Annotated in this window: 19 protein-coding genes; 17 read left to right on the top strand and 2 right to left on the bottom strand. The window is 58.4% G+C overall.

Going from position 1 to position 21,666, the window contains the following annotated elements; translation table 11 throughout:
* The first annotated feature begins 218 nt into the window (after positions 1 to 218).
* From OO25_RS22460 to OO25_RS07600, 4 genes are all read left to right on the top strand, one after another.
* A complete protein-coding gene (locus OO25_RS22460) occupies positions 219 to 1,430 on the top strand; it encodes a DNA cytosine methyltransferase (protein ID WP_082035294.1) in 1,212 nt (403 codons plus the stop codon).
* A complete protein-coding gene (locus OO25_RS07610) occupies positions 1,430 to 2,281 on the top strand; it encodes an Eco29kI family restriction endonuclease (RefSeq protein ID WP_052465610.1) in 852 nt (283 codons plus the stop codon). The genes OO25_RS22460 and OO25_RS07610 overlap by 1 nt, the downstream gene beginning before the upstream one ends.
* A gap of 557 nt (positions 2,282 to 2,838) precedes the next feature.
* Entirely contained in the window at positions 2,839 to 3,207 is a 369-nt protein-coding gene (locus tag OO25_RS07605) for a hypothetical protein (protein WP_040179392.1), read from the top strand.
* Between the two features lie 122 nt (positions 3,208 to 3,329).
* Positions 3,330 to 5,195 carry a ParB/RepB/Spo0J family partition protein gene (locus OO25_RS07600; protein ID WP_040179390.1) on the top strand — a complete coding sequence of 622 codons (1,866 nt, stop codon included), beginning with the start codon at positions 3,330 to 3,332 and terminating at the stop codon, positions 5,193 to 5,195.
* A 244-nt stretch (positions 5,196 to 5,439) separates the two neighbouring features.
* Here the strand turns inward: OO25_RS07600 and OO25_RS07595 are convergent, their stop codons facing one another.
* A complete protein-coding gene (locus OO25_RS07595) occupies positions 5,440 to 6,861 on the bottom strand; it encodes a hypothetical protein (protein WP_040179389.1) in 1,422 nt (473 codons plus the stop codon).
* 382 nt (positions 6,862 to 7,243) lie between these two features.
* On the opposite strand from OO25_RS07595, the gene OO25_RS07590 reads away from it, so the two are divergent.
* From OO25_RS07590 to OO25_RS07560, 7 genes are all read left to right on the top strand, one after another.
* Positions 7,244 to 7,582, top strand: coding sequence for a DUF736 family protein (locus tag OO25_RS07590; protein ID WP_040179388.1), 339 nt, complete (start codon positions 7,244 to 7,246; stop codon positions 7,580 to 7,582).
* Between the two features lie 227 nt (positions 7,583 to 7,809).
* Positions 7,810 to 9,165, top strand: a complete 1,356-nt coding sequence (locus tag OO25_RS07585; RefSeq protein WP_175304806.1) for a ParA family protein — start codon at positions 7,810 to 7,812, stop codon at positions 9,163 to 9,165.
* Entirely contained in the window at positions 9,162 to 10,205 is a 1,044-nt protein-coding gene (locus OO25_RS07580) for a ParB N-terminal domain-containing protein (protein WP_040179384.1), read from the top strand. Before OO25_RS07585 ends, OO25_RS07580 begins: the two co-directional genes overlap by 4 nt.
* Before the next feature lie 234 nt (positions 10,206 to 10,439).
* Positions 10,440 to 11,723: a plasmid replication protein RepC gene (gene repC, locus OO25_RS07575; RefSeq protein ID WP_040179382.1), complete on the top strand. Its 1,284-nt coding sequence runs from the start codon at positions 10,440 to 10,442 to the stop codon at positions 11,721 to 11,723.
* Positions 11,724 to 12,050: 327 nt separating this feature from the next.
* Positions 12,051 to 12,431: a helix-turn-helix domain-containing protein gene (locus tag OO25_RS07570; protein ID WP_071233279.1), complete on the top strand. Its 381-nt coding sequence runs from the start codon at positions 12,051 to 12,053 to the stop codon at positions 12,429 to 12,431.
* The gene (locus OO25_RS07565) at positions 12,431 to 13,663 is read left to right on the top strand and encodes a type II toxin-antitoxin system HipA family toxin (RefSeq protein ID WP_040179380.1); all 1,233 of its coding nucleotides are present in this window, start codon (positions 12,431 to 12,433) and stop codon (positions 13,661 to 13,663) included. The genes OO25_RS07570 and OO25_RS07565 overlap by 1 nt, the downstream gene beginning before the upstream one ends.
* Positions 13,664 to 13,944: 281 nt before the next feature.
* Positions 13,945 to 14,841 carry an ArdC family protein gene (locus OO25_RS07560; RefSeq protein ID WP_040179439.1) on the top strand — a complete coding sequence of 299 codons (897 nt, stop codon included), beginning with the start codon at positions 13,945 to 13,947 and terminating at the stop codon, positions 14,839 to 14,841.
* 50 nt (positions 14,842 to 14,891) lie between these two features.
* Here OO25_RS07560 and OO25_RS07555 read toward each other — a convergent pair whose 3' ends face one another.
* Positions 14,892 to 15,617, bottom strand: coding sequence for a hypothetical protein (locus OO25_RS07555; protein ID WP_040179378.1), 726 nt, complete (start codon positions 15,615 to 15,617; stop codon positions 14,892 to 14,894).
* Positions 15,618 to 15,949: 332 nt separating this feature from the next.
* On the opposite strand from OO25_RS07555, the gene OO25_RS07550 reads away from it, so the two are divergent.
* From OO25_RS07550 to OO25_RS07525, 6 genes are all read left to right on the top strand, one after another.
* Complete coding sequence (locus OO25_RS07550; protein WP_040179376.1) at positions 15,950 to 16,150, top strand: hypothetical protein; 201 nt, start codon at positions 15,950 to 15,952, stop codon at positions 16,148 to 16,150.
* Positions 16,151 to 16,219: 69 nt separating this feature from the next.
* Positions 16,220 to 16,579, top strand: coding sequence for a DUF2958 domain-containing protein (locus OO25_RS07545; protein WP_040179373.1), 360 nt, complete (start codon positions 16,220 to 16,222; stop codon positions 16,577 to 16,579).
* Positions 16,576 to 16,803, top strand: coding sequence for a hypothetical protein (locus OO25_RS07540; protein WP_040179371.1), 228 nt, complete (start codon positions 16,576 to 16,578; stop codon positions 16,801 to 16,803). Before OO25_RS07545 ends, OO25_RS07540 begins: the two co-directional genes overlap by 4 nt.
* 351 nt (positions 16,804 to 17,154) lie before the next feature.
* Entirely contained in the window at positions 17,155 to 17,775 is a 621-nt protein-coding gene (locus tag OO25_RS07535) for a helix-turn-helix domain-containing protein (protein WP_040179369.1), read from the top strand.
* Entirely contained in the window at positions 17,768 to 19,708 is a 1,941-nt protein-coding gene (locus OO25_RS07530; protein WP_040179368.1) for a relaxase/mobilization nuclease domain-containing protein, read from the top strand. The genes OO25_RS07535 and OO25_RS07530 overlap by 8 nt, the downstream gene beginning before the upstream one ends.
* Positions 19,709 to 19,724: 16 nt before the next feature.
* Positions 19,725 to 21,638 (top strand): type IV secretory system conjugative DNA transfer family protein, encoded by a 1,914-nt coding sequence (locus tag OO25_RS07525; RefSeq protein ID WP_040179438.1) that lies wholly within the window; start codon positions 19,725 to 19,727, stop codon positions 21,636 to 21,638.
* Positions 21,639 to 21,666 lie beyond the last annotated feature (28 nt).

Genomic DNA, 21,666 nt, shown 5'->3' with positions numbered 1-21,666 from the left:
TATAGAGGGCTCTCCGAAGTCATCGTGGGTCTGTGTTTGGGTCCCTTTCAACCGCATGCTGCAGTTGCTTCCGAGCAATCTCTCATGATGTACTGGGTGCTGCGTCCAACTTCTTGTTGTGCTCGTTGATTTGATAGATGTGTGGTGCAGTTCGCCAAATTTTCTTGAGAAATGCGCAGCGTTCTGCTCTAAGAAAGAAAAAGAGCGGTTGAGAACATATGGCGAACACATGCACAGCGAAACTATCTAAACGCAAGTCGGTTGAGTTGTTCGCCGGAGCTGGTGGATTGGGTATCGGCTTGGCCAATGCGGGTTTTGAGCCGCAGCTTGTGGTTGAGCACAACAAATGGTGTTGTGACACGCTTCGAGAGAACCATGAAGTATTAGCGGAAGATTCATCGGAAAAAGGACCGTGGGAGGTCGTTGAAGGCGATATTCGGCATGTCGACTTTACCCCTTTTGATGGCTCGCTCGATTTGATTTCTGGTGGTCCTCCCTGCCAGCCGTTTAGTCTTGGAGGACGTCATCGTGCCTATGACGATGCGCGGGACATGTTCCCACAAGCCGTCCGCGCATTGCGAGAGGCCCGTCCAAAGGCGTTTGTTTTTGAGAATGTCAAAGGCTTGATGCGCGCATCGTTTCAGAACTATTTCGAGTATGTCCAACTGCAGATGGAACACCCCGAAATGATCTCGAAGCCCGATGAGCATTGGGAAGATCATCTGGCGCGTTTGGAGCGCCATCATACACGCTCAAATCGTCCAGGACTGCACTATCGTGTTGTCACCCGCCTCCTAAATTCGGCGAACTACGGCGTGCCTCAGAAGCGCGAACGTGTACTTTTCGTCGGATTTAGAGATGATGTCGATGCTCGCTGGTCGTTCGATGCAGGTGATCACAGCATGGAAGCTCTGGTTTGGGACCAAACGTTCGGTGACTATTGGGAACGTCATAAGATTGCTAAGAAAGATCGCAGGCTTGAAGGCAGATCACTCCAACTATCGCGAAAACTCTCCGCTGAGCATCGACCGCTGTCGAAGCCATGGCAGACTACGCGAGATGCGATTGCGGATTTGCCAGACCCCCGACGTTCAAAGCAGTCCGCGTCCATCTTCAACCACAATTTCCAAGATGGGGCTCGCACCTATCCTGGTCACACGGGTTCTTATCTCGAGGAACCGGCAAAGACCCTGAAGGCGGGTGTCCATGGTGTGCCGGGAGGTGAAAACATGCTCCGACGTGCGGATGGTACTGTCCGGTATTTTTCGACGCGAGAAGCAGCGCGCCTACAAACTTTTCCAGATAGCTATAAGTTCCACGGGGCGTGGAGCGAATGCATGCGCCAGCTTGGAAATGCAGTCCCAGTCAAACTCGCACAAGTTGTCGGTGACAGCGTCGCTAAGCAACTTGCGGCGTCTGAGAGCAATTGATGGCGCGCCGTCCAGAACTCATCAAAGTAGAAGAAACGCGCACCGCACTGGAAGAGCTACGGGAGCTTTCCACGACCGCTACGTTGACCGGTCCTTCTCGCAAAGCGCTCCTCGGGTCGATTTCTGATATGCAGGAGTTACTCGATCGTTTGGCGCGAGAGCTTGATCCTGTAGCGTTACCAGATTCGTTCTTTGATCCGACCGAACCGCGGCTCATTGGCCATTTTGTTGCGCTTGCCTTGATTGCTCAGGATCGTCGGCCGCTGGCAGATGTGTCCAAGGCATATGGTTCCGGCGTCTACGCAATCTACTATACTGGAGATGCTGAAATCTATGCACCAATCTCCGGTACAGAGACGCCTATTTATGTGGGCAAGGCCGATCCACCGGCCAATGCAAAGACAGTCATTGAGCAACTCACTAAGTTGACCGACAGGTTAGGCGAACACCGCCGCAATATAGATAAGGTTTCTGGGATTGAACTGGCCGATTTTGAGTGTCGATCGCTAGCGGTTCAGAGCGGTTATCAAGCCTCTGCAGAAATTCACCTTATCCGTTTGTTTGAACCAATTTGGAACAACGAGACTCGCATTCTTTATGGACTGGGAAAACATGGAGATGCATCGACGACGCGGGCCAACAACAAAAGCCCTTGGGATACGATCCACCCAGGTCGTTCATGGGCAGCAGGCAATCCAGAGGCCAAGTCCCCCGCAGAAATTTCTACTGAGGTCGCCACACATTTTGCCAGGTCAAAGATATTCAGGACGACTGACGATGTATTTGAAGCATTCGCTCAAGGGATAAAACAGCAAGATGGCCTGGATCCGGATGATTTTTCCAGATCATAAGCAAATGAAAAGTAACCACTTTTAAGTACCTGTTGTGTCCATCTGGCACGTCAGCGCCCTGGCGCTGATCAGGCTCTTGGCTGCGCCCGGAGCCGCGTAGCCCGCGTCTCCGCCCATGCGGGTAGCGATCCTTCGTGCATATCTCAGATGAGATCACGGGCGAGACCGCGATCGCTCGAACCAGCGGTCAGCCGGGTCTCCGCTTTGCTCTAACCCGGCTGGCAGGTTTCCAAGTCTGAATTCCGCCTGCCATCCGGCCGGCGCCCCGAACAGGGGCTCTGGTGTCGCGTTCCGCGCCAGCCTCCGCGGAGAAATCCGGTTCCTCCCACGCGGGTGCGCGGGTCCCTCCCGATTTCGCCGCTCCGGCCCCCTGTGTCGGGCCGCCGTCCGGCCGCAGGTCGTGCTTCGCCCTCCCCTGCTCTGCCCAGCCGAAAAGCACGGGGGCTTTTCGGACTGACAGATCAGTCGAGGCCTCCGCCACTGGCGGTAAGCGGGCCATGGCCAAGAGGTCACAAGAAGAAGATTCCGCGCCGCTCTAACCACGAAAGGAGCAGGCCATGGGCCTTGATCAATACGCATTTGTCAAAACACCCGAAAGCGGAGACGAGGGCGAAAGCCCGAAATTCGTCTGGCGCAAACATTCCAAGCTGCAAACCTTCATGGAGGCGCTCTACATCGAGCGGACCGGGCTTTCGGCGTCCGATCTGAATTGCGGTGAGTTGAAACTGGAAACCGCCGACATTGACACGCTGGAGCAAGCCGTGAAGGGAAGCGCCCTGCCCCATTGCGAGGGCGGGTTCTTCTATGGCCATCAGTTTCAGGACGAGGTGGCGGCTGAGTCCCGCGATTACGATCTTGAGTTCTGCGCTTGGGCGCGGGCCGAAATAGAACAGGGATCGACCGTGATCTATTCTTGCTGGTGGTGACGCCGCTGGGCCGGAGTCACACCGGTTCCGGTTCCCTTCCCCTACCCCATCAACAAAATCAGCCGCCGAGCGCCTGTGCCGCGTTCCGAGCGGGCCTGACATCTATCCGAAAGGACAACCCAATGACCAAGCAACAACCCATCCAAGCAGACACGACCAGCGCCGTGATCCTGCAAATCCCCTTGCAGATGCTCTACATCTCAGATCTGAACCCGCGCAAAGCGGTCTCTGTGGCCCATATCGAAAGCCTTGCGGACAGTATTGAGCGCTTCGGCCTCATCCACAATCTTGCAGGCCTCATGGACGAGGACGGCAAGGTTGGTATTGTCGCAGGCGGGTGCCGTCTGCGCGCTATCCAGATGATTGCGGAGCGGTCCAAGACCCATCCCTTCACCACGGTCCCGGTCAAGCTGGCCGCTGACGCTGCTGAGGCCGAGGATTGGGCCAGCGCCGAGAACGCTGCCCGCGAGGACATGACCCCCGCAGATGAAATCCGCGCCTTCGGTCGCATGAAACAGCGCGGGGCGACCGTGCCGGAAATCGCCCTCGCTTTCGCCGTGACCGAGGCCCGCGTCTACCAGCGGTTGGCGCTGGCGGGCTTGCCCGCGCCGGTGCTCGACGCGCTGGCGGCGGGTGAGATCAGCCTCGGCACCGCCAAGGCCTTCACGCTTTCTGACGACGAGGCACTCACTCTGAGCGTTCTTGGTCAGGTCAAAGGACAACCCGTCTCCGAGAGCGCGATCAAGAATGCGCTTCATCCCGATGCCATCAAGGCTACGGACCGTCGCGCCAAGTTTGTTGGCGTCGAGGCCTATGAGGCCGAAGGCGGCACGGTCACGCGCGATCTCTTTTCCGACGAGGTCTTCCTCGCCTCCCCTGCCCTTCTGGATCACCTGTTCACCGAGAAGCTGGACGCGACCCGTGCCGATCTGATCGAGGCTCAAGGCTGGGCATGGGCCGAGGCCCGACCCGAGGCCTGGCTCAACTACTACGAGTTGGATCAGATGAAGTTGGCACGGCTCTATCCCGTCGAAGGTGATCTGACCGAAGCAGAAGCCGAGGAATACGATGAATTGGCCGACCTCGCCAATGGCGGGGTTCTAGACGAGGTTGGCGAAGCGCGGCTTGTCGAGTTGCAGGTCCTTCTCGACGGCGACTATTCCGAGGCTCAGAAAGCCCATGCGGGCTGCATCATCCTTGTGAATGGGTCTGGCAAGGTTGAAATCACCGCCGGTCTGGTCCGTCCCAAAGACAGGAAAGCCGCCATCAAGGCCGGTGTCCTGCAAGCGCCGCAGACCACCAAATCTGAGACTTCGAAGTCCCCATATTCGCAAAAGCTGGTGGCGGATATTCAGGCGATCCGGCTGGCCTCGGTACAGGCGGCACTGCTGGCCAAACCTGAACTTGTTCTGGACCTTCTGGGTTTTGGCCTGTCGGAGGCATCAGGGAGTTTCGAAAGCGTGTTCGGCATTCGGCTGGACCGCCCGACCAATGCACCAAGCGTTGAAGACGGGTTTACTCACGAGCCGCGTCTCGATCATGGGATCGATGCCAGCGAATACTGGCAGAAGGGCACCCGTGTTGAAGACCTTTCAGAAGCTTTTGCCGCTTTCCGCGAGGACGGAAAGAAGGCCCGCAATGTCCAGATCACCGAAGCGATTGCGCGCGCCCTGCCCTATCGGGCTGGCGGCGCAGAGTTCTTCGGCTTGATCGCTGACGAGGCCGGGGCCGATATCCGGAAACACTGGACGCCCACGGCTGAGGATTTCTTCTCGCGAGTGTCAGCTGGCCACCTTGTCGATCTGCTTTGCGAGTTCCTCGACTGTGATGCCCGCGACGAGCGTGTCGCCACTTTCGCCAAGCTCAAGAAAGCAGAAAAGGCCGAGAAGATGGAAAAGCTCGTGAGCGATCCGACCACCCAGAAGCTGATGGGCCTGACGCCCGATCAAAAAGCCAAACTCGACAAATGGGTGCCCGACTGCACCTGACAGCTCCTTCGTGGGAAGGACCAACTGGCCCCGCTTCGGCGGGGCTTCTTTTTTGTTCAGCGTTTTCCATGGGGGAGGCCGGAAAATTGTCCGGCGGCGGGGCAGAAGGACAAGCCCCCTGCCCCGCCGCCGGACCGGCGCTGTCCGCGCAGGAGCACCGCCTGGGCGGTGCGGCGGTCTCATTTCACTAAAGGTTGTGCGGACCAAGCGATTGAAATCATGGTGAAAACCACTTCGTTGTTTCCTATGTTGCCCTAGGTTTCTTCCAAAACCGGATCGCAGGTCCGTCAAATCCTTCTAGCGCTTCAGCGACTTTCACGCCGCCGAGGATTTGGGTTTGGGATGCCAGCGGGTGGAACTGCGGGGCCGATGTGGTCCAGTTGCCGTCTGCGTCGCAATGGTGATGTGCCGCACCGGGTATCAAATGCTCTGCGAGGGGTATGACGGCGCGTGGATTATGATAGACGTTCAACCCCTCCACCCAGCTTTCGCGGTATCCTTCCGCGTTCACTAGCGCCTTGAAAACCAGCGGATGAGTTGCCTCCGGATCGGGGTCCACGACTGTGCCGGTACGTATCATCATGACATCGCCTGCATCGAAGCCCGCCAAAACCCCCATGCGATTGAACTTTGAAATCGTGCCAGCTGTTGTGGAGATCACAGCGCTCACATGTTCTGCGCCCGGAATGTCAAAGAAGCCTGAGGGCACCACTTTGTCTCCCCAACGATGTTCGGCGATCTTTGTTCGCTTCCCGATGGGTTTTCCTTGCGCATCATGTGTTGCCTCATAGGAATAGCCATAGAGGTATCGCTCCAACGCGGACCGGGTATAGATCATGGAGCCAGGGGAAGAGAAATCCGCAACTGCAAACACCAACGGCATCCCCGCGATCTGCTCTTTCTCCCAATACTTTTTCCTCAGTTTGCTGAACAAAGGGCTGCCGAATTTGATCGGCATATAGTGCTCGAGGAATGCTTCCCTGTCTTCTTTGGTCTCAAGAGGCGGTGGCGGAATGATCTGGGCACCCTGTCTGGTTGGGCCAACCGTTACGGCCTCAACGGCGATTTGCCCAAACAGGCTTCGGCCAATGAAATCAGGCACGGCATTTGCCGTGTCGAAAGCGAAACCAAGTTCGACAAGCGTCGCAAAAAGGTAGAGCTCCCATATCCTCTGGTCGAAAGCTGTGGACTGAAACTGCTCCACGAAGTTTCCATCCAAATCTTCGTGCCACCGCATCATGGGTTCGATTATACTCCGAGCAGGAAAGAAACCAGCCTCCGACGCAACCTTCTGGAAGTCCGAATGCATCGTTTCTGGTGCGTGTACAGGAGCGAAGAAATCCACCGGATCACCTTCCTCATCGCCTTGGTGGTGAAACTCCGCCGGTTTGTCGAGCAACTCAGTGATCAGCCGTTCCAAGGCACCGTGCGCCTGATCTGGGGTCTCGAAAAACTCCGTCATCGACGTCCAACGAAAACGCAACTTTGCGTCACGGCCAAAGGCCATGCCCGCAAAGTCGCCATCTTCCAGATCCCGTATGATCAGGCCAAGAATGCTGCCATCCTCGGCTTCGAAGTAAGCGAGCTCTTCGCCGGTCAGCGCGGCTTGAGGCTGCCTCGCATAGCCGGCCAGTGCGTTGAAACGCAGTTCTGTAATCTCTTCCATAAATGCTCCTCTCAACCGCCGGGCTATCGCCGAATCGCGCATGACAGATGGTTTGGGGGTTTTTGATGTGACATCTCAAAGCCGGTCATGAAAGGTCAACTTGCAAGAGTTCAATAGCTTTTTCGGATCGACATTGGGCGCAATCGAAGTGCCTGTTGGTGTGACCGCCTTCGTTTCCTGGGTGTTGCATATCATGCTGGTCGCAGGGTCCGCCCTAAACACAAAGGGCCGTTGCCGGAATTTTCCCCTGCCCTTCGTGCATTCCTCGCGCGGCAAAATTCAGGCACCCTGCCCTTCTTCGCTTCGCTGCGCCTTCGGTGTTTTTAAGGTCGGTGCCCCTGCCCTCTGACCATCATTGCAACACCAGAAAAGGAAAGCAGCAATGACCATCAACAGCATCAAATTCGCAAGCGCCGACATCGAAACCGCCATGGGCGTTGGTTCGATCTCGACCCTGACCTTCGACATTGACATAACCGTCGAGCCGGTCACAAGCGACAACCCCATGGCCCCCACCCACCGCGTCCTTGGCCGTTCGCCTCGTGGCCGCCTGGTCGAGTGTGGCGGCATCTGGAAGAAACAGAACCGCGACACTGGCGCCGATTACTTCACGCTGACGATCCGCGACTTCGGCTTCAACGCGAACCTCGGCAAGGCCGCAAACCAGGAGGATGACACGCTTCAGGCAGTGATCCCCTGGGGACCGAAGGAAGCGGCTTGACCCTTTGCGCTGGCCGGCATTCCGGCCAGCGCAAAAGGCTTGAAGAGCGATTTTGCACGCGTGCAAAATTCGCAGTATGCGCCGGTTGCCGTGCGATACGCATCTCGGTATAGCCCATATTGTGCGCCGAAATTTACGTAGGCGTACAATATATGTACATTTGGCTGAAAACCGTGCTATTAAGCTCGGGAAGCGATTCTGGGAGAGAATCGAAAGAGAGCGGTGTCATGAGCGGCAGTATAGAACAGTTTCTTCAAGAGCTCGAACGAGGCCTCGGCCGAACCATGGTCTCGGTCAACAAAGAGTTGACGATGCGCGAGCGGATCAAGCGCTCTTGGTCGATGCGCCAAAGCGCGCGGTTTTTGAATATCAGCCACCAGCATCTGACAAAGTTCGCCAAGGACAACGAGGATTTTCCAGCCGGCAAACATGTCGGGCGAGAGCGTGTGTTCACACTTGCCGAGCTGATGCACATCCGGGCCTTGATGGCTGCAACGGCAAAACGGCCAGAACATTTTCTTGCGTGGCGAAAGCCAGATGATCCGCTGCCTGTCATCTCCTTTGCAAGCCAGAAAGGTGGCACCGCAAAGTCACTCAGTGCCGCGCATTTCGCGCAGTATCTGAGCCTGCACTACGGGATGCGCGTGGGCGTCATGGATGCCGACCCGCAAAGCACGATCACGCTCTATTTCGTGGGCGGTGAGGAAATGCCTACGTTGCCGGACGATGAAACTCCGACAATGGTGGATTTTGCTGGGCTTTTTCAAACAGACGAAAACGTCCCCTATACCGATTACGATGCGGAAACACTCGACAGCTTCTTTAAGCGTACTTCCTGGCCGGGCGTGAGGTTGGTCCCAGCCCATGGCGAAACCTCTGAAGGCGAAATTCAGATCGCCAGGCTGCTACGCGCGGGGACTCCGGAGAAGCGCTTTTACAGGTTCCTCAGAGACTCCATCGATCGCTGGAAGGAAGGGCACCCTCCCGTCACCCGCCCGAATGAATTAGTGACTGATGGGCGGGTTGACCCGAAAAAACTTGATCGCGCTCTGAACGAAACGCTGGATTGCATCATTATCGACTATCAGCCGGCGCTGACACTCTTTCAGCTAAACAATGTCATGGCGTCCACGTCGCTCATTATTCCGCAGACGATGAAGGGTTTCGACATCGCGACCCTCTCAACTTTCGTGACGGGTCTGCTCACCATGCTGCGTCATATCTTTGCGACTGATCGCATCGATATGGGAGGTGCTGCGCATATGCTGTTGCCCACCATTGTGCAGCGGACAAATGAACAAGACCTCACGCAAGTCGGTAATCTTCTGGAGAATTGCCCTGACGAAGTATTACCAGTGTTTTATCTCCGCTCTGATGCGATTTCGAATGCCTCTGATGTCTATCAGTCAGTATACGAGTACGATCCGGATACACCTGGCAAGCGCAAGGGCATCAATCGCTTCATTGAAAACGCTGACGCTGTGAACGATGCGATCGTTTCGCGTCTTTGGCCTGGGCTCGAGCGCGGATACGCGGACGAATGGATGCAGAAATTTTATGACTTTGAGGAGGAAGCCGAATGAAGAGAACGTTGAGCAGTTCGGTCCTCAAGAAAAAAGCTGTGCGCCAAGATGAAGAGGTGCCTGCAGTTTCTGATATGGAAGCCACGGATCCACATTCTGTTGGCGAAGCGAAGCTGGTCGGAGGTGTCAAGCCGCGTTTGGGCGGCTCTGGCAGCGCTTGGAAAGCTGGTGCACTGTCAGATGCCAGCCAAATCCTCCAAGTCGAACGCGCCCAGATTGTGGAGCAGATCCTTTCCGGTCGTCATGAATTGCAGATCGATGCGTCGCAGATTGTTGATGTGATCGGTTCGGATCGGCGTGAAGATTGGCGCGATCAGGAGGCATACGAGAAGCTCAAGGAGAGTATTGAGAAAAACGGCCAAGATACACCTATCCATGTCTGGCCAGCGGACCCGAATTGGCGGCCGGACGAGCGCGAGCCCGAAAATGTGGAAGGGGTCGTGTTCCATCTAATCGTTGGGCGCCGACGCCATGCGATACTTGAAGCATTGGGCCGTCCAGTGCGGGCCATACTCGTCCCACAGTCGCACCGGGGTTCCCGAGAAGAGCAGTTCGAGATGCTGTTCATGCGGTTTCGAGAAAACGAGGAACGAGAGAACCTGAGCGCGTTTGAGCGTTTGGTGTCGATCGGAGAGATGTTTGAGCGGCTTCAAGATGCTACCCAGCACGAGAAGCTCACAGCGACTGAGTTCGCAAAACGCGTAGGTGTGCACAACAGTGCCGTATCTCGCGGCCGCGCGGTTTACGCAGCGAGGGATGAGATTTTGCACGCGTGCAAAGATGTCTACGAGCTTAGTCATCGTGATCTCGAACGGGTTCTAAACGACCTGTCCGGTAAGCCGCTAAAACCTGCTCAGAAAAAGCCAACAAAGCCCAGGAAGCTCACCATTCAGCGAAAGATTGGGTCGCGAAAACTCAGCGTGACGGGGCAGGGAGGCAAGCTCTCTGTCGCCGCTTCGGGGCTTACATTGGATGAGGATATTCTCAACGGATTGAGTGACGTCATTGCAGAATATCTGGTTAAACACGGATCGAAGTAAGAGGCAGGAACCGCGAAGACGGCCATCTTCGGTCAAAAACGAGGTAAGAAACAGGAGCGTATATGCTTTGAGATAACGGCAAAAGAAAAGCCCCCAAGCTGAGGGCCTGAGAGCTAATCAAGATTGTTTGGTCGCTATCAAGATAGTTCTCCGGCGAATCACTGTCAATGACGAACGCTCCTGAGCGAACGGGTTTCTTTTGCCTGCTATCGAGCAGAGGAGGCAAAACATCTCATGAAACATTCTGGTTGGCGCAAGCCGACACCGGGCCTTGGCATTGCAGAGCAATTTGCCCAAGCCGGTGAACGGGTAGCTATTCCCAAGACCCAAGCCTTCGTCGCTGTGAAGCGCGTTGGCGCTCATATCGGCCTCAAGGCCGGCGATATGCTGCTTCTCGACACGCTCGGGGCCTTCACTCAGGCCCAGGACTGGGAAGAGGGGCAGCGTCCGATCGTCTGGTCATCCAATGCCTACCTGATGGAGCAGACAGGCTTCTCGCTGTCAGCGCTTAAGCGCCATGCACGGCGCCTGGCCGAGGTCGGTGTGATTTCCTTCAAGGACAGCCCCAATGGCAAGCGGTGGGGCCACAGGGACGCTGACGGGCGCATCATCGAGGCCTACGGCTTTGATTTGTCGCCGCTCTCGGCCCGTGTCGAGGAATTCGAGCAGCTTCAGGCCGAACTGCAGGCCGAACGCGAGCTCTGCCAGCGCCTGAAGCGCCAGATCACGGTTGCACGCCGGATGATCCGCGCCCGGATCGAAGCGGCGTCTCACGCGGCGCTGAGAGGGCCATGGCAGCACCTTTCAGGGATGTTCGAGGACCTCCTGGAACGTCTCCCGCGCCGGAATACCGCCTCTGAGACGCTTGAACGCCTCCTGACGTGGTTCAGGGAGCTTCAGGAGCGGGTTGAGGCCGCCTATCTCAAGGCTGTTCGGGCGGATGAGGTTGTGGAAAACACGACTGAAACCACCGAACAAGTTAGTGAAAAGACTCAAGAAATGGACCCCAGGGAGGTCAAGCCTGAACCTCATATACTAATTACAACTCAACTTAATCCTGTAACCTGTAATCGCTCAGAAACTGAGCAAGCGGCGGGCATGGTGCCCAATGCGCCACCGGAAGAGTGGGTGGATAGGGAGTTGGAGGATTGGGTTGCCGAAACGCGCAAGAAACGCGGTGCTGCGCTTGATTTGCCGACGGTGATGCAAGCTTGTCCTGAATTCGCGTCCTGGGCGCGCAATATGGGCGGGTATCTGAAGGGTTGGGGCGATTTGCACCGGGTTGCTGGGCAATTGAGACCGATGATCGGCATCTCGGAGCACGCTTGGAACCTCGCTCAGGACCGCCTTGGGCCTCAAATCGCCACGGCGGCGCTGGTTTTGACCTTCGACAAGCATTGCGCCGGTGAGGTGGCGTCTCCAGGCGGATATCTGCGCGGCATCGTCCAAAAAGCCGGGGCAGGGGAGTTGCATCTCGAGCGCAGCTTCTATGGCCGATTGAGCGGGCAGGCGGCGTGAAGAAGGGGGTCCACCGGTCGATGCCCGCAGGTTTACTGCACAGTGAATCTGCAAGATTTCGCAAGTATGGGTCCGAATCTTTCGCGAGTCAGTCTGAATGTTCTGCAGTGGATCATAGGGCAGGGGAGGGGATGCGCCAGAAGTGTTTCCTGAGCTGTTTTTTGAATAAACCGGAGAAAAGTTCGATTTAATTGGTTTAGATCGGAGTTTCAGTCGGATTATGACGCGAAACCTTGATTTATGTGGTGTGAGGCTTTATACCGGAGAAAATTCCGGACTAAGCCTTTCAAGCCGGAAAAATGTACGATGTAACCCTTGGAGAGTGTTGTGGGCTCATTGCAAGTTAAATCCGCTTTGTCGCAGCTTGGTCGCGATATTCAGACGGCGCGCAAAAGGCGCCGCATGTCGGTTGCGGATTTCTGTAGCCGGATTGGTGTTAGCGACAAGACTCTTGCAAAGCTGGAGCGGGGCGATGGTGGTGTTCGGCTTGAGACCTTTGCCATGGCGCTTCTGGCTCTGGGCATGCTGGACCGGTTGGCTGAAATCGCCGACCCATCTTCGGATGCCACTGGCATCGGGCTGGATAGAGACAAACTCCCAGAGCGCATCCGGCAGCGCGGCAGGCACATTAGAACCATCCCGACTAAATCGAAAGATGCGCCAAAAGGGACGGTTGCTGTTGATGATGATGAAGGGACAGCATTTTAATGCCTGAGGCTTTTGTTGTTCTTGGGGACGCCTGTATTCCCGTTGGTCGTTTGATTTTTGAAACCGATGGACGCCGGTCTCATTCCACGTTCATCTATGATGAAAGATGGCTTGAAAATCCGATAGGATTTGACCTCGCTCCGGACATGCCGCGCAGTCTTGCGCCTTTCCATTCTTCGTCTGAGGGGCGCGACAGCCGTCGTCGAGATGTTCTGGCAGGGCCCTTCACGGATACATCGCCTGATAGTTGGGGGCGTAAGCTCATTCGCCGGGTGCACGGTGAGGGCGCGACGGAGTTTGACTATCTGGTTGCTGCAGATGACAGGGCCCGCCAGGGGGCGTTACGGTTTTTGAATGAAAAGGGTGAGGTATTCCATCCGGATCAGCCCCCCGTGCCGCGCCTGGCGAATATTGAAGAACTGCGCGCGATCGCGGCACGGTATGAGCGAGATCCGGATGGAGCTGAAGCCGAAGCGCGTGATCTTGTCGGCGCGGCTGGTTCACTTGGCGGTGCGCGCCCCAAAGCCAATGTCGAGGATGGCGATGACCTCTGGATCGCAAAGTTTACCTCGATTGATGATACATGGCCCGTTGAGCGGTTGGAAATCGCCACGCTAAATATGGCGCGCGCGGTCGGTATTCGAACACCGGAGGCACGACTTGAACTGGCGGCCAGCAGGCATCCTGTTGGGCTCATCAAACGCTTTGATCGCCGCAAAGGTGGTCGTCTGCCATATATGTCGGCCCGTACGGCTCTTGGGAAAAAAGGATCTGCTCACGGTTATTACACCGACATTGCAGATGCTCTTCGTCAAATGTCTGTTCTTCCTGACAGGGACATTCTGGAGCTTTGGCGGCGCCTATTGTTCACCGTGTTGATCACAAACACTGATGATCACCTGAAAAATCATGGGTTTCTCTATGTGCGCGACAATCGATGGCGCCTGTCACCGATGTTTGACGTAAACCCGCAGCCACGCAGACAACCGACTTTAGAAACCGGGATCAGTGATATTCACGGCTTTGAACCCTCAGTAGAAGCAGTTGTCGAAGCCGCGCCCTTCTTTGATATCGAGCAAGCTGATGCCAAGGTTATGGCCAGGGAAATGGCAAAAACGGTGAGCGAGATCTGGGGTGATACACTCCGCCAGCATGGTATTACCGGGGCCGCGCACAGAAGATGCGCGCCAGCCTTTGAGCATGAGAGGATGGAGACGGCTCTCGGTTTGTAAGCGGACCATCTCAACATGGATGCCAGACGTTGCCACAGTGGACGTGATAAAGCGTGCAACATGTTTGTGCGAATGATGGGTGCCGAATTCTAGCCCCTTGAACCTCCTCATTTTCATCCCCGTGCGAGCAAGGGGATCGCGGGTATGGCAGACGCCGCCGCCCGCGCAATGGTCTGCCCGCTCCATTCGCTGACGCTCCCGTGTTGACCATGCCCGGGTGGCTTATTGCGTCCGCCATTTCCTCCCGCGTCCCGCACGGGGACGAGAAAATGGAGGATCACATGGCAAAGCCCGATATCTACACCCGCATCACCGAGAAGATCATTGCCGATCTCGAGGCTGGCACTCGACCCTGGCACAAACCCTGGAATGCCGAACACCTCGCCGGTCGCATTTCCCGGCCCCTGCGCCACAACGGCGTCGCCTACCGGGGCCTCAACATCATCCTGCTCTGGGCCGCATCTGTCGCCCATGGCTATGCCGCACCCACCTGGATGACTTATCGTCAGGCACTCGAACTCGGCGGGCAAGTCCGCAAAGGGTCCAAGGGTCAGCTTGTCATCTATGCTGACAAGATGCGCAAAACCGAGACTGATGATGCGGGCCAGGATCGTGAGGTCGAGATTCCCTTCATGAAGGGCTATACGGTTTTCAACGTCGATCAGATCGAGGGACTGCCTGAGACCTACTACGAGGTGGCTGAGCCGATGCCCGAGACCGCCGAGCGCAATGCCATCGCGGAAGCGTTCTTCGCAGCGACCGAGGCCGATATTCGCTATGGTGGCAGCCAGGCCTTCTATGCGGTCGATCCCGACTACGTGCAGATGCCGCCCTTCGAGACGTTTGAATCCCCGGAGGCGTATTACTCAACCCTCGGCCACGAGGTTTGCCATTGGACTCGCCACCCCAAGCGCCTAGATCGCAGCTTCGGCCGCAAACGCTGGGGCGACGAAGGTTATGCCCAGGAGGAGCTCGTCGCTGAGCTTGGTGCCGCTTTTCTGGCCGCTGACCTCGGGTTGTCACCGGAACCGCGCGATGAACACGCCGCCTATATTGCGCATTGGCTGACCGGTCTTCGCAACGACAAGCGGTTCATCTTCCAGGCGGCTGCTCACGCTCAGAAAGCCGTCGACTACCTGCATGGGTTGCAGCCAAACACGGACGAGGTCGCCGCATAGGCGGCCTCTCACTCTAGCGCCGAAGTGGTGGAAATCCTCAAGGCGCGCCTTCAGTGCCGCGACGGCGCCTCCACCATGTCATCGGTGCTGAGTTGGAGACAGGCGCGCCAAAGCGGCGTCTTCCAATAGGTCTTGTCGGAGCGCCTGTCGCTGCCGGGGGCCTCCGCCAGAAACCCGATCCAGCTCAAGGGCCGCAAGACGTGGGTGAATAGAAACCTCGCGTGGTCGTAGTATTCCCGGTCATAGACCCCTTGCCGTTCCAATCCGTAGAGCGTCTTCACCAGATGCGGCTCGGATAGGCCCTGTTCCGCCTCGACGTTGATGATGTTGAGGAAGATGTCCCAGTTGCCCGGCGCTGTAAATTCGGAACGCGCGGTGCGGGCGTGATTGTAGCGGAAGATGTAGGTCTCGGCGAGGTCTGCGAAGAAGGATCCACGATTTGAGGCCAGCGCTCTGGCTTTCTTTGAGCCTTGGAACTTGCCCTTCACGTGCCGACCCAGCTTCATGACGATCATGAGATCATGCACGACCATGGCCGGCGCGACATCCCACTCATTGAGGACCTTGTTCAATCGCAGCAACTCCTCTGCCTTGTAGTCCGGCCAGGGCGAGTTCTCCGCCATCCAATGCGCGAACTTCCGGTTGAACGCCTTGGTCTGTGTCAGTCCGATCCCGCCGTGTGTGTCGGCATAGGCGAAGGCGAGTTCCAAGGCCCGCAGCAGCCGGGACTGGTCCAGGACGGGATCGTCATCGGCAATGGGTCGAAGCTTGATCATGCCTCGCCATATCAGGTTGTGCGGCGAGATGTCATTCCGATGGTGGCAGGTTCATCTAAGTTCAGACGTCATCCATCGTGGACGTAGCCAGTCCTCCTGCGGTCTGGCGTGATCGGCACGCAGCCCGGCCATCTCAGTTCCCCTGTCGTTTTCTTCCTGATGCAATTTCCGCGACCTGTCCCATCTGCCGGGCGCGGCCTTCAGCCACCCCCTTCAAGCAGAACTTTCCCCTGTGCGCTTCGCGCCCATTCCTCGCGCAGCAAAGTTCAGCCTGACAGCCGGTCCGGGCGGTCACGGTCTCTCGTTTGCATCGAAAACGAAGGAGAACCGATATGACCAAGTACTACACCGTCACCACCCCCGACACCGGCAAGGATGGCAAGAGCCGCTTCCACAAGGTGGGTGTCGCCTTCCCGCAGAACGAAGGCGCAAAGTCCTTCATGACCATCCAGCTCTTCGCAACCCCGGTGAATGGCGAACTCGTCCTCTTCGAGCCCAAGGCCGACAGCGACGACGGCCAGGTCACCGAGTGACCCGGCCAGGGAGGGGCCTCGCGCCCCTCCCGCCAAATCTCACCGACATCTCATACGAAGGACAGACAAATGGAACTTCTGCCTCAATCCATCCTCGATCAGCTGGCCGCCAATGGCCGCGCCAATCAAGAGCGCATCGAAGCCGGTGAAGACACTATCGACCATCATCCGGTGGTCAAGCTCTTCACGCCCGACGGCGGCGCCACCTGGCTCCTGAGTGAAACCGACCCCGAAGACGCGGATATCTCTTTCGGGCTTTGCGACCTCGGCCTTGGTTATCCCGAACTGGGTTCCGTTCGGCTCAGCGTTCTCAAGGCGCATCGTGGCCGTCTCGGGCTGCCCATCGAGCGCGACCTCCACTTCGAAGCTGACGCGCCACTCAGCACCTATGCCGAGCGCGCTCGTGAAGCTGGAGGGATCATCGCATGAGCACCAATATTCGTCCCGAACACATCAGCGCCTTTGAGGCGCTGACCTCGGGAGAACACGACAATTTCGCACTGTTTTCCTGTTTCCTCGACGGAGCACCTGCGGTTGCGATCGTTGCCGTGACGCCGCCAGAAATCGCGGACGGCGAGTACCAGATCACACCGCTCTTTGTGGGTATCACGGAGAACATGGTTCTGACGGATCATGAAGGTACTGCCGCCTGACGGTCGCGCGTCGCGTAGCATCCAGAAGACGAGGTCGCCCATTTCAGGGCGGCCATTTTTTGGTTTCGATCATGATCCCACGCGAACAAAACTGAACGAAATTTTGGCGGCGTCCTGGCGAAACAGAAGGGCTCACTGTTCCCCGGCTGGTGTTGGTTTGAAGCGTGTTGAGTGGTCCGACGTCGTATCACTCCGTTGATCGAGATGTGCCAGCACCGGCCAGCAAAAAGTCACAACATGCAAAATGCAATATTGCGCAATGTGATGTATTGAAGTATGAACAAAGGAGAGAAGGAAGACGTTGGCAGGATATGGCCAATGTTTGCACATTTTGTCCGAGGGGTCTGACCCGTGCCGAGGCCAGCGAAAAACCTGAAGCTTGAAGAGCGCATCGAAGTGGCGCGGCGCTTTGCGACGGGCGAGAGCGCGAAGGAGCTGGCGGCGGCGTTCGGCATCTCTGCGCGCCACGTGAACCGGCTCGCGAAAGAGGAGGCGGGCGAGGGGATCACGGTGCGCGATCCGAGCGAGACAGTGGCATTCCGGGCCAGCCGATCCGAGCTGGACGCCTTCGATGCGGAGTGGCGCGCGCGGGGTTTTTCCAACCGGTCGCAGGCTCTCAATGCAGTGCTGCGCGGACGGTGCGGTTTCCTCGATGTACCCCGTGATCTGGTCGCGGAATTCTGCGCGGCATGGCGTCAGGCGAAGGATGTGAGCGACGCGGGATTGGCGCTCGCCAAGGCGGTCCATCGCGGTCGGCTCGAGGTCTCGGAGGCGGATCGCGCGGTGCTGATCGAATTGTTCGATCTGGCGCAGTCCATGAGCCGTGAGATGGGCCGGATGAAGGATGCGGCGCAGGCGCTGCGTCATCAGGAGTGGCCGCAAAAGGAAGAAGGGCAGGAGGCGGAGAGCGCGGTTCTGGAGGACAGCTCCCATGCGATCGGAAGTCGTTTGAAGTTGGTTCGTAATGGCTGATCCCCTCGCCCTCTACACCTCGGTCATGGGCCGGCTCTGGGAGGATGAGCGCATCCGGGGTCAGGCCGCGGCACGGATCGACGCGCGGCTGGCAGGGCGTCGGCAGGGGCGGAGTTTCGCGCGTGTCGGATCCCTGTCGGCGCGCAATGCGCTGAAGGTGGCGTCGGGTCAGAGCCGGGCGGCGGTGTTCAAACGGATCCGGGCCGGGGGGTGCAAGACGCGTGCTTCGCTTGGGGCGCAGATCTCCTATATCAACGACAAGGCGGTCTACACCTATTCGACGATGACCAATGCGCTGACCGACGCGGCGGTGCTTTCTGAGGCGCAGAAAGAAGACATCGTTGAGGACTGGGCCGGGACCTGGCGCGGCTCGACCAAGCTCGGGTTCACCTCGCACATGCTGCTGTCCTTCCCGACCGACGTGACGGTTGATCAGGTCCGTGACATCGCCATGGACTGGACGGATCATTTTTTCGAGAGCGGCGAATACGGCGATCAGTGGGACTATGTCCTCGCGGTCCATGACGACCGAGCGCACAAGCACGCCCACATCATCCTGAACAACCGCGGCGTCGAAAACGGCACCTGGTTTTCCTGCTGGGCCGAGGGCGTGATGTCGCCGCAGCTGATGCGCGAGAAGCAGGCCGAAATCGCAGAACGCTATAGCGTGATGCTTGACGCCACCACCCGGCTCGAGCGGGGCATCTTCGAGAAGCCTGCGGGTATCGAGGAGATCTACCGCGCCAAGGAAGAGGCTCGCCTGCCGCGCGAGATCGCCCTGACGGCCCAGGAAACCGCCATGGCGCAGGCGCAGGTGGTGGGCTTCGCCAAGGATTACAAGAACCTCGCTGACCTGCTGGACCGGATGGACCAGCGCCACATGGCCCGCGCCCTGCGCGGCATGGCGGAGGGGCTCGGTTCCGGCACGCCGTGGAACTTCACCGAAGGAGAGATAGACATGAAGGACATCAAGACCGTCGGTGATGCGATCGACTATTCCGAGCGCACGATCGAGGCGCTCAGGCTCAAGGCCGAGGAACTGGACCCGGCCGAGTGCGCCGCATTCGAGGCCAAGGCCGCGCCGATCATCGCGGATCTCTCGCAGATGGTGCCCGACCCGGAGCTACGGGCGCGCTTCGGCAAGCAGCTTGAAGAACCCTATCCCCCGGGGGCGGGCAGCGTGGTGCTGATCGGCGCGCTGCAGTCCGGCAATGACGAGGGGTTGCGCGATGTGCTCGAGAGTGCCGAAGAGGCAGGCATGGACAGCGAGGAGCTGGTGGCCCGGATCATGGCCGGCGGCACGCGGAACTACGGTATGGCGCAGGACTGGGTTGAGCGCGACATGAATGCGGTGCTGGCCAAGGACGGTCTCAGCGTCGAGACGGCCAATGATGACCAACTGGATGCCGCGCTCGAGAAGGTCGACGGCGTGATGGACGCGTTGATGGAACGCGCAAAGGAGATGGGCGTCGAGATCGGTCGCACCCTTGCCGATGAGGAGGAGACGACGTTGCCCCTCATCGACGAGGATGACCGGACGCCCAATCCCTACCTGCAGGACCTCGCCGACATGCTGCGCGACGGCAAGCTCACCGAGGAACAGGAAGAGACGGTCGAGCGGACCCTGCAATCCGAGCTCTTCAAGGAACTGGGCGAAGAAGGCTTGGCCGAACTTCGCCGCGGCAACTACGAGGTGCTGGATGCGGCCCTGCCGAGCAAGCTCGACCAGATCACCGTCACGCAGGAATTCCTCGAGATGACGTTTGAGGAAACGGGCGACCAGGTCTTAACCGATCGCGCCGCCGGGTTGCAGCAGGACAAGGCGAACGAAGTGGCGCGGCTGCGCGGCCAGCAGGAGGCGCAGGAAATGGGGCGCGACCTTGGCCGTGCCAGAGAACTGGATCGTGGTCTCGATGACGAGATGGAATTCTAAGGGGGAGATGACCACCATGACCAAGACACTTCCCCTCTGGGCCGCGCTCCTCTTCGGTGTGATCTGCGGCGCCGTCATCGGCACCATCGTCGCCGCCTTCTACCTGACCTTGGCCCTGAAAACCGGGTTTCAGAGTTTCGACATGTTGGCGCTCTGGAAGGCGAGCGCGGGCACACGCGCGGCACATCCCGAAGCTTTCAAGGTGGGGTTTGGCGCCGTCGGCTTCGGAGCCATCGGCCTCGGCGCACTCGCGCTGGCTTGGACCTGGAAGAAGGAGCGCGACGATTACGGTTCCGCCCATTGGCAGACTAAAGCCGAACTGAAGAAGAACGACATGCTGCAGGCGCCGGGCAAGGGCTTCGTCTGCGGCAAGCTTGGGCTCCCGACCTCCAAGGCCGAGTTCATCTCCTCGACCACCATCCCTCATGTGATGATGGTGGCCCCGACCCGTGCCGGTAAGGGGGTGGGTTTCGTGATCCCGAACCTTTTGAGCTTTGCGGGCTCGGTGGTGGTGCTCGACGTGAAGGGCGAGAACTTCGAAAAGACCGCGCGGCTCCGGGCGCTGAAGGGCGATGAGGTCTATCGCTTCAGCCCCTTTGACTGGGCCAATGCCACGCATCGCTACAACCCGCTCGCCCGGATCGCCAAGGCCCCGACATTCGCGCAGCGCTATACCGAGGTCTCGATCCTCGCCGACCTCTTCCTCGACAAGGACAACAAGACGCTCGACACCTTCTCCGAGGCCGGCAAGTCTATCTTTGTCGCGGCCTGTTTGCTGGCGATCCAACGCGGCACGCCGAACCTTGGCGAGGTCAACAAGATCGTCGCAGGAGGGGAATACAAGAACGCCCAGTACAAGACCTATGCCGACGAGGCCGAGGAAGACATCTTGCGCGAGCTCTGGACCAACGCCGCCTCGGCCTCGACGCGGCTGTTGACCTCGAACATCCAGGCGCTGATGACCGCCGGTCTCAAGCAATGGGACAACCCGGCGGTCCGCTCGGCCACCGAGGCGAGTGATTTTGATTTCTCGACTTTCCGCAAGACCCCGCAGTCGCTCTACATCGCGGTGTCCGAGGATCACATCGCGACGCTGGCCCCGCTCCTGCGCCTGATGTTCGCCGATCTCATTGCCTCGATCCGCCTGAATGAACCGGGTCCGGATGAGCCGTGGCCCGTCATGATGATGATCGACGAATTCCAGCAGATGGGCGCGATGCCCTATCTCGAGCGCGCGATCCATTCGCTTGCGAGCTACGGCGGCCGGGTTGCGATGATTGCGCAGTCGTTGGCGTCGCTCGACCGGATTTACGGACCCGAAGGCCGCGAAAGCCTCGAGAACGGGGCAGGGCTTAAGCTCTACATCACGCCGCGGGATCAACGCACGGTGAAGGAAGTCTCGGCCGCCGTCGGAAGCACGACCCGCGAGGCGGTGACCCGGATGTATGGTCGCAACAAGGGTTTCCTCGGCGCGACCTCGACCTCAGCGCGGCTGGAAGAGCGGCCGCTGCTTTCCGAGACCGAAGCGCGCCTTATGGATCCCGACGAGGTCATCATCCTTGCCTCGCCCCAGCATCCGATCAAGGCGAGCCGGATCAAGTATTACGACGATCCGTTCTTCAAGGGCATGCTGGCCCGCCAGGAGGGCAAGCCGTTCCCCTATCCCCCAAGCGTGCAGGGTGTGGGGCCTTGGGGTGCGGACGGTGGTGACGAGGTCGGCGAAGAGGACTCGGTGAAGCCAGCCGAACGCGCGCCTTTCCGGGATCGTTCGCAACGCCGGGAAGCACGCGCGATGAGCGTGAGGACGATGGAGGTCGGGCGTGGTAGCCCCGAGCTAGAGACGCTGGAGCGGGACGCGGCGGTGCCGAAGGAATGGGAGGCGGCGCTCGATCGGCAGGAGGATTTCATCGAGGAGTTGTTGGGAGGGTGAGTGATGACTGCTGCTCGCTGCGTAACTC

Source organism: Phaeobacter sp. S60 (assembly GCF_000826845.1).
Taxonomy (GTDB): Bacteria; Pseudomonadota; Alphaproteobacteria; order Rhodobacterales; family Rhodobacteraceae; genus Phaeobacter; species Phaeobacter piscinae.
Note: the sequence above shows the minus strand (reverse complement) of the source record. Positions and strands in the feature narration are given on the sequence as shown.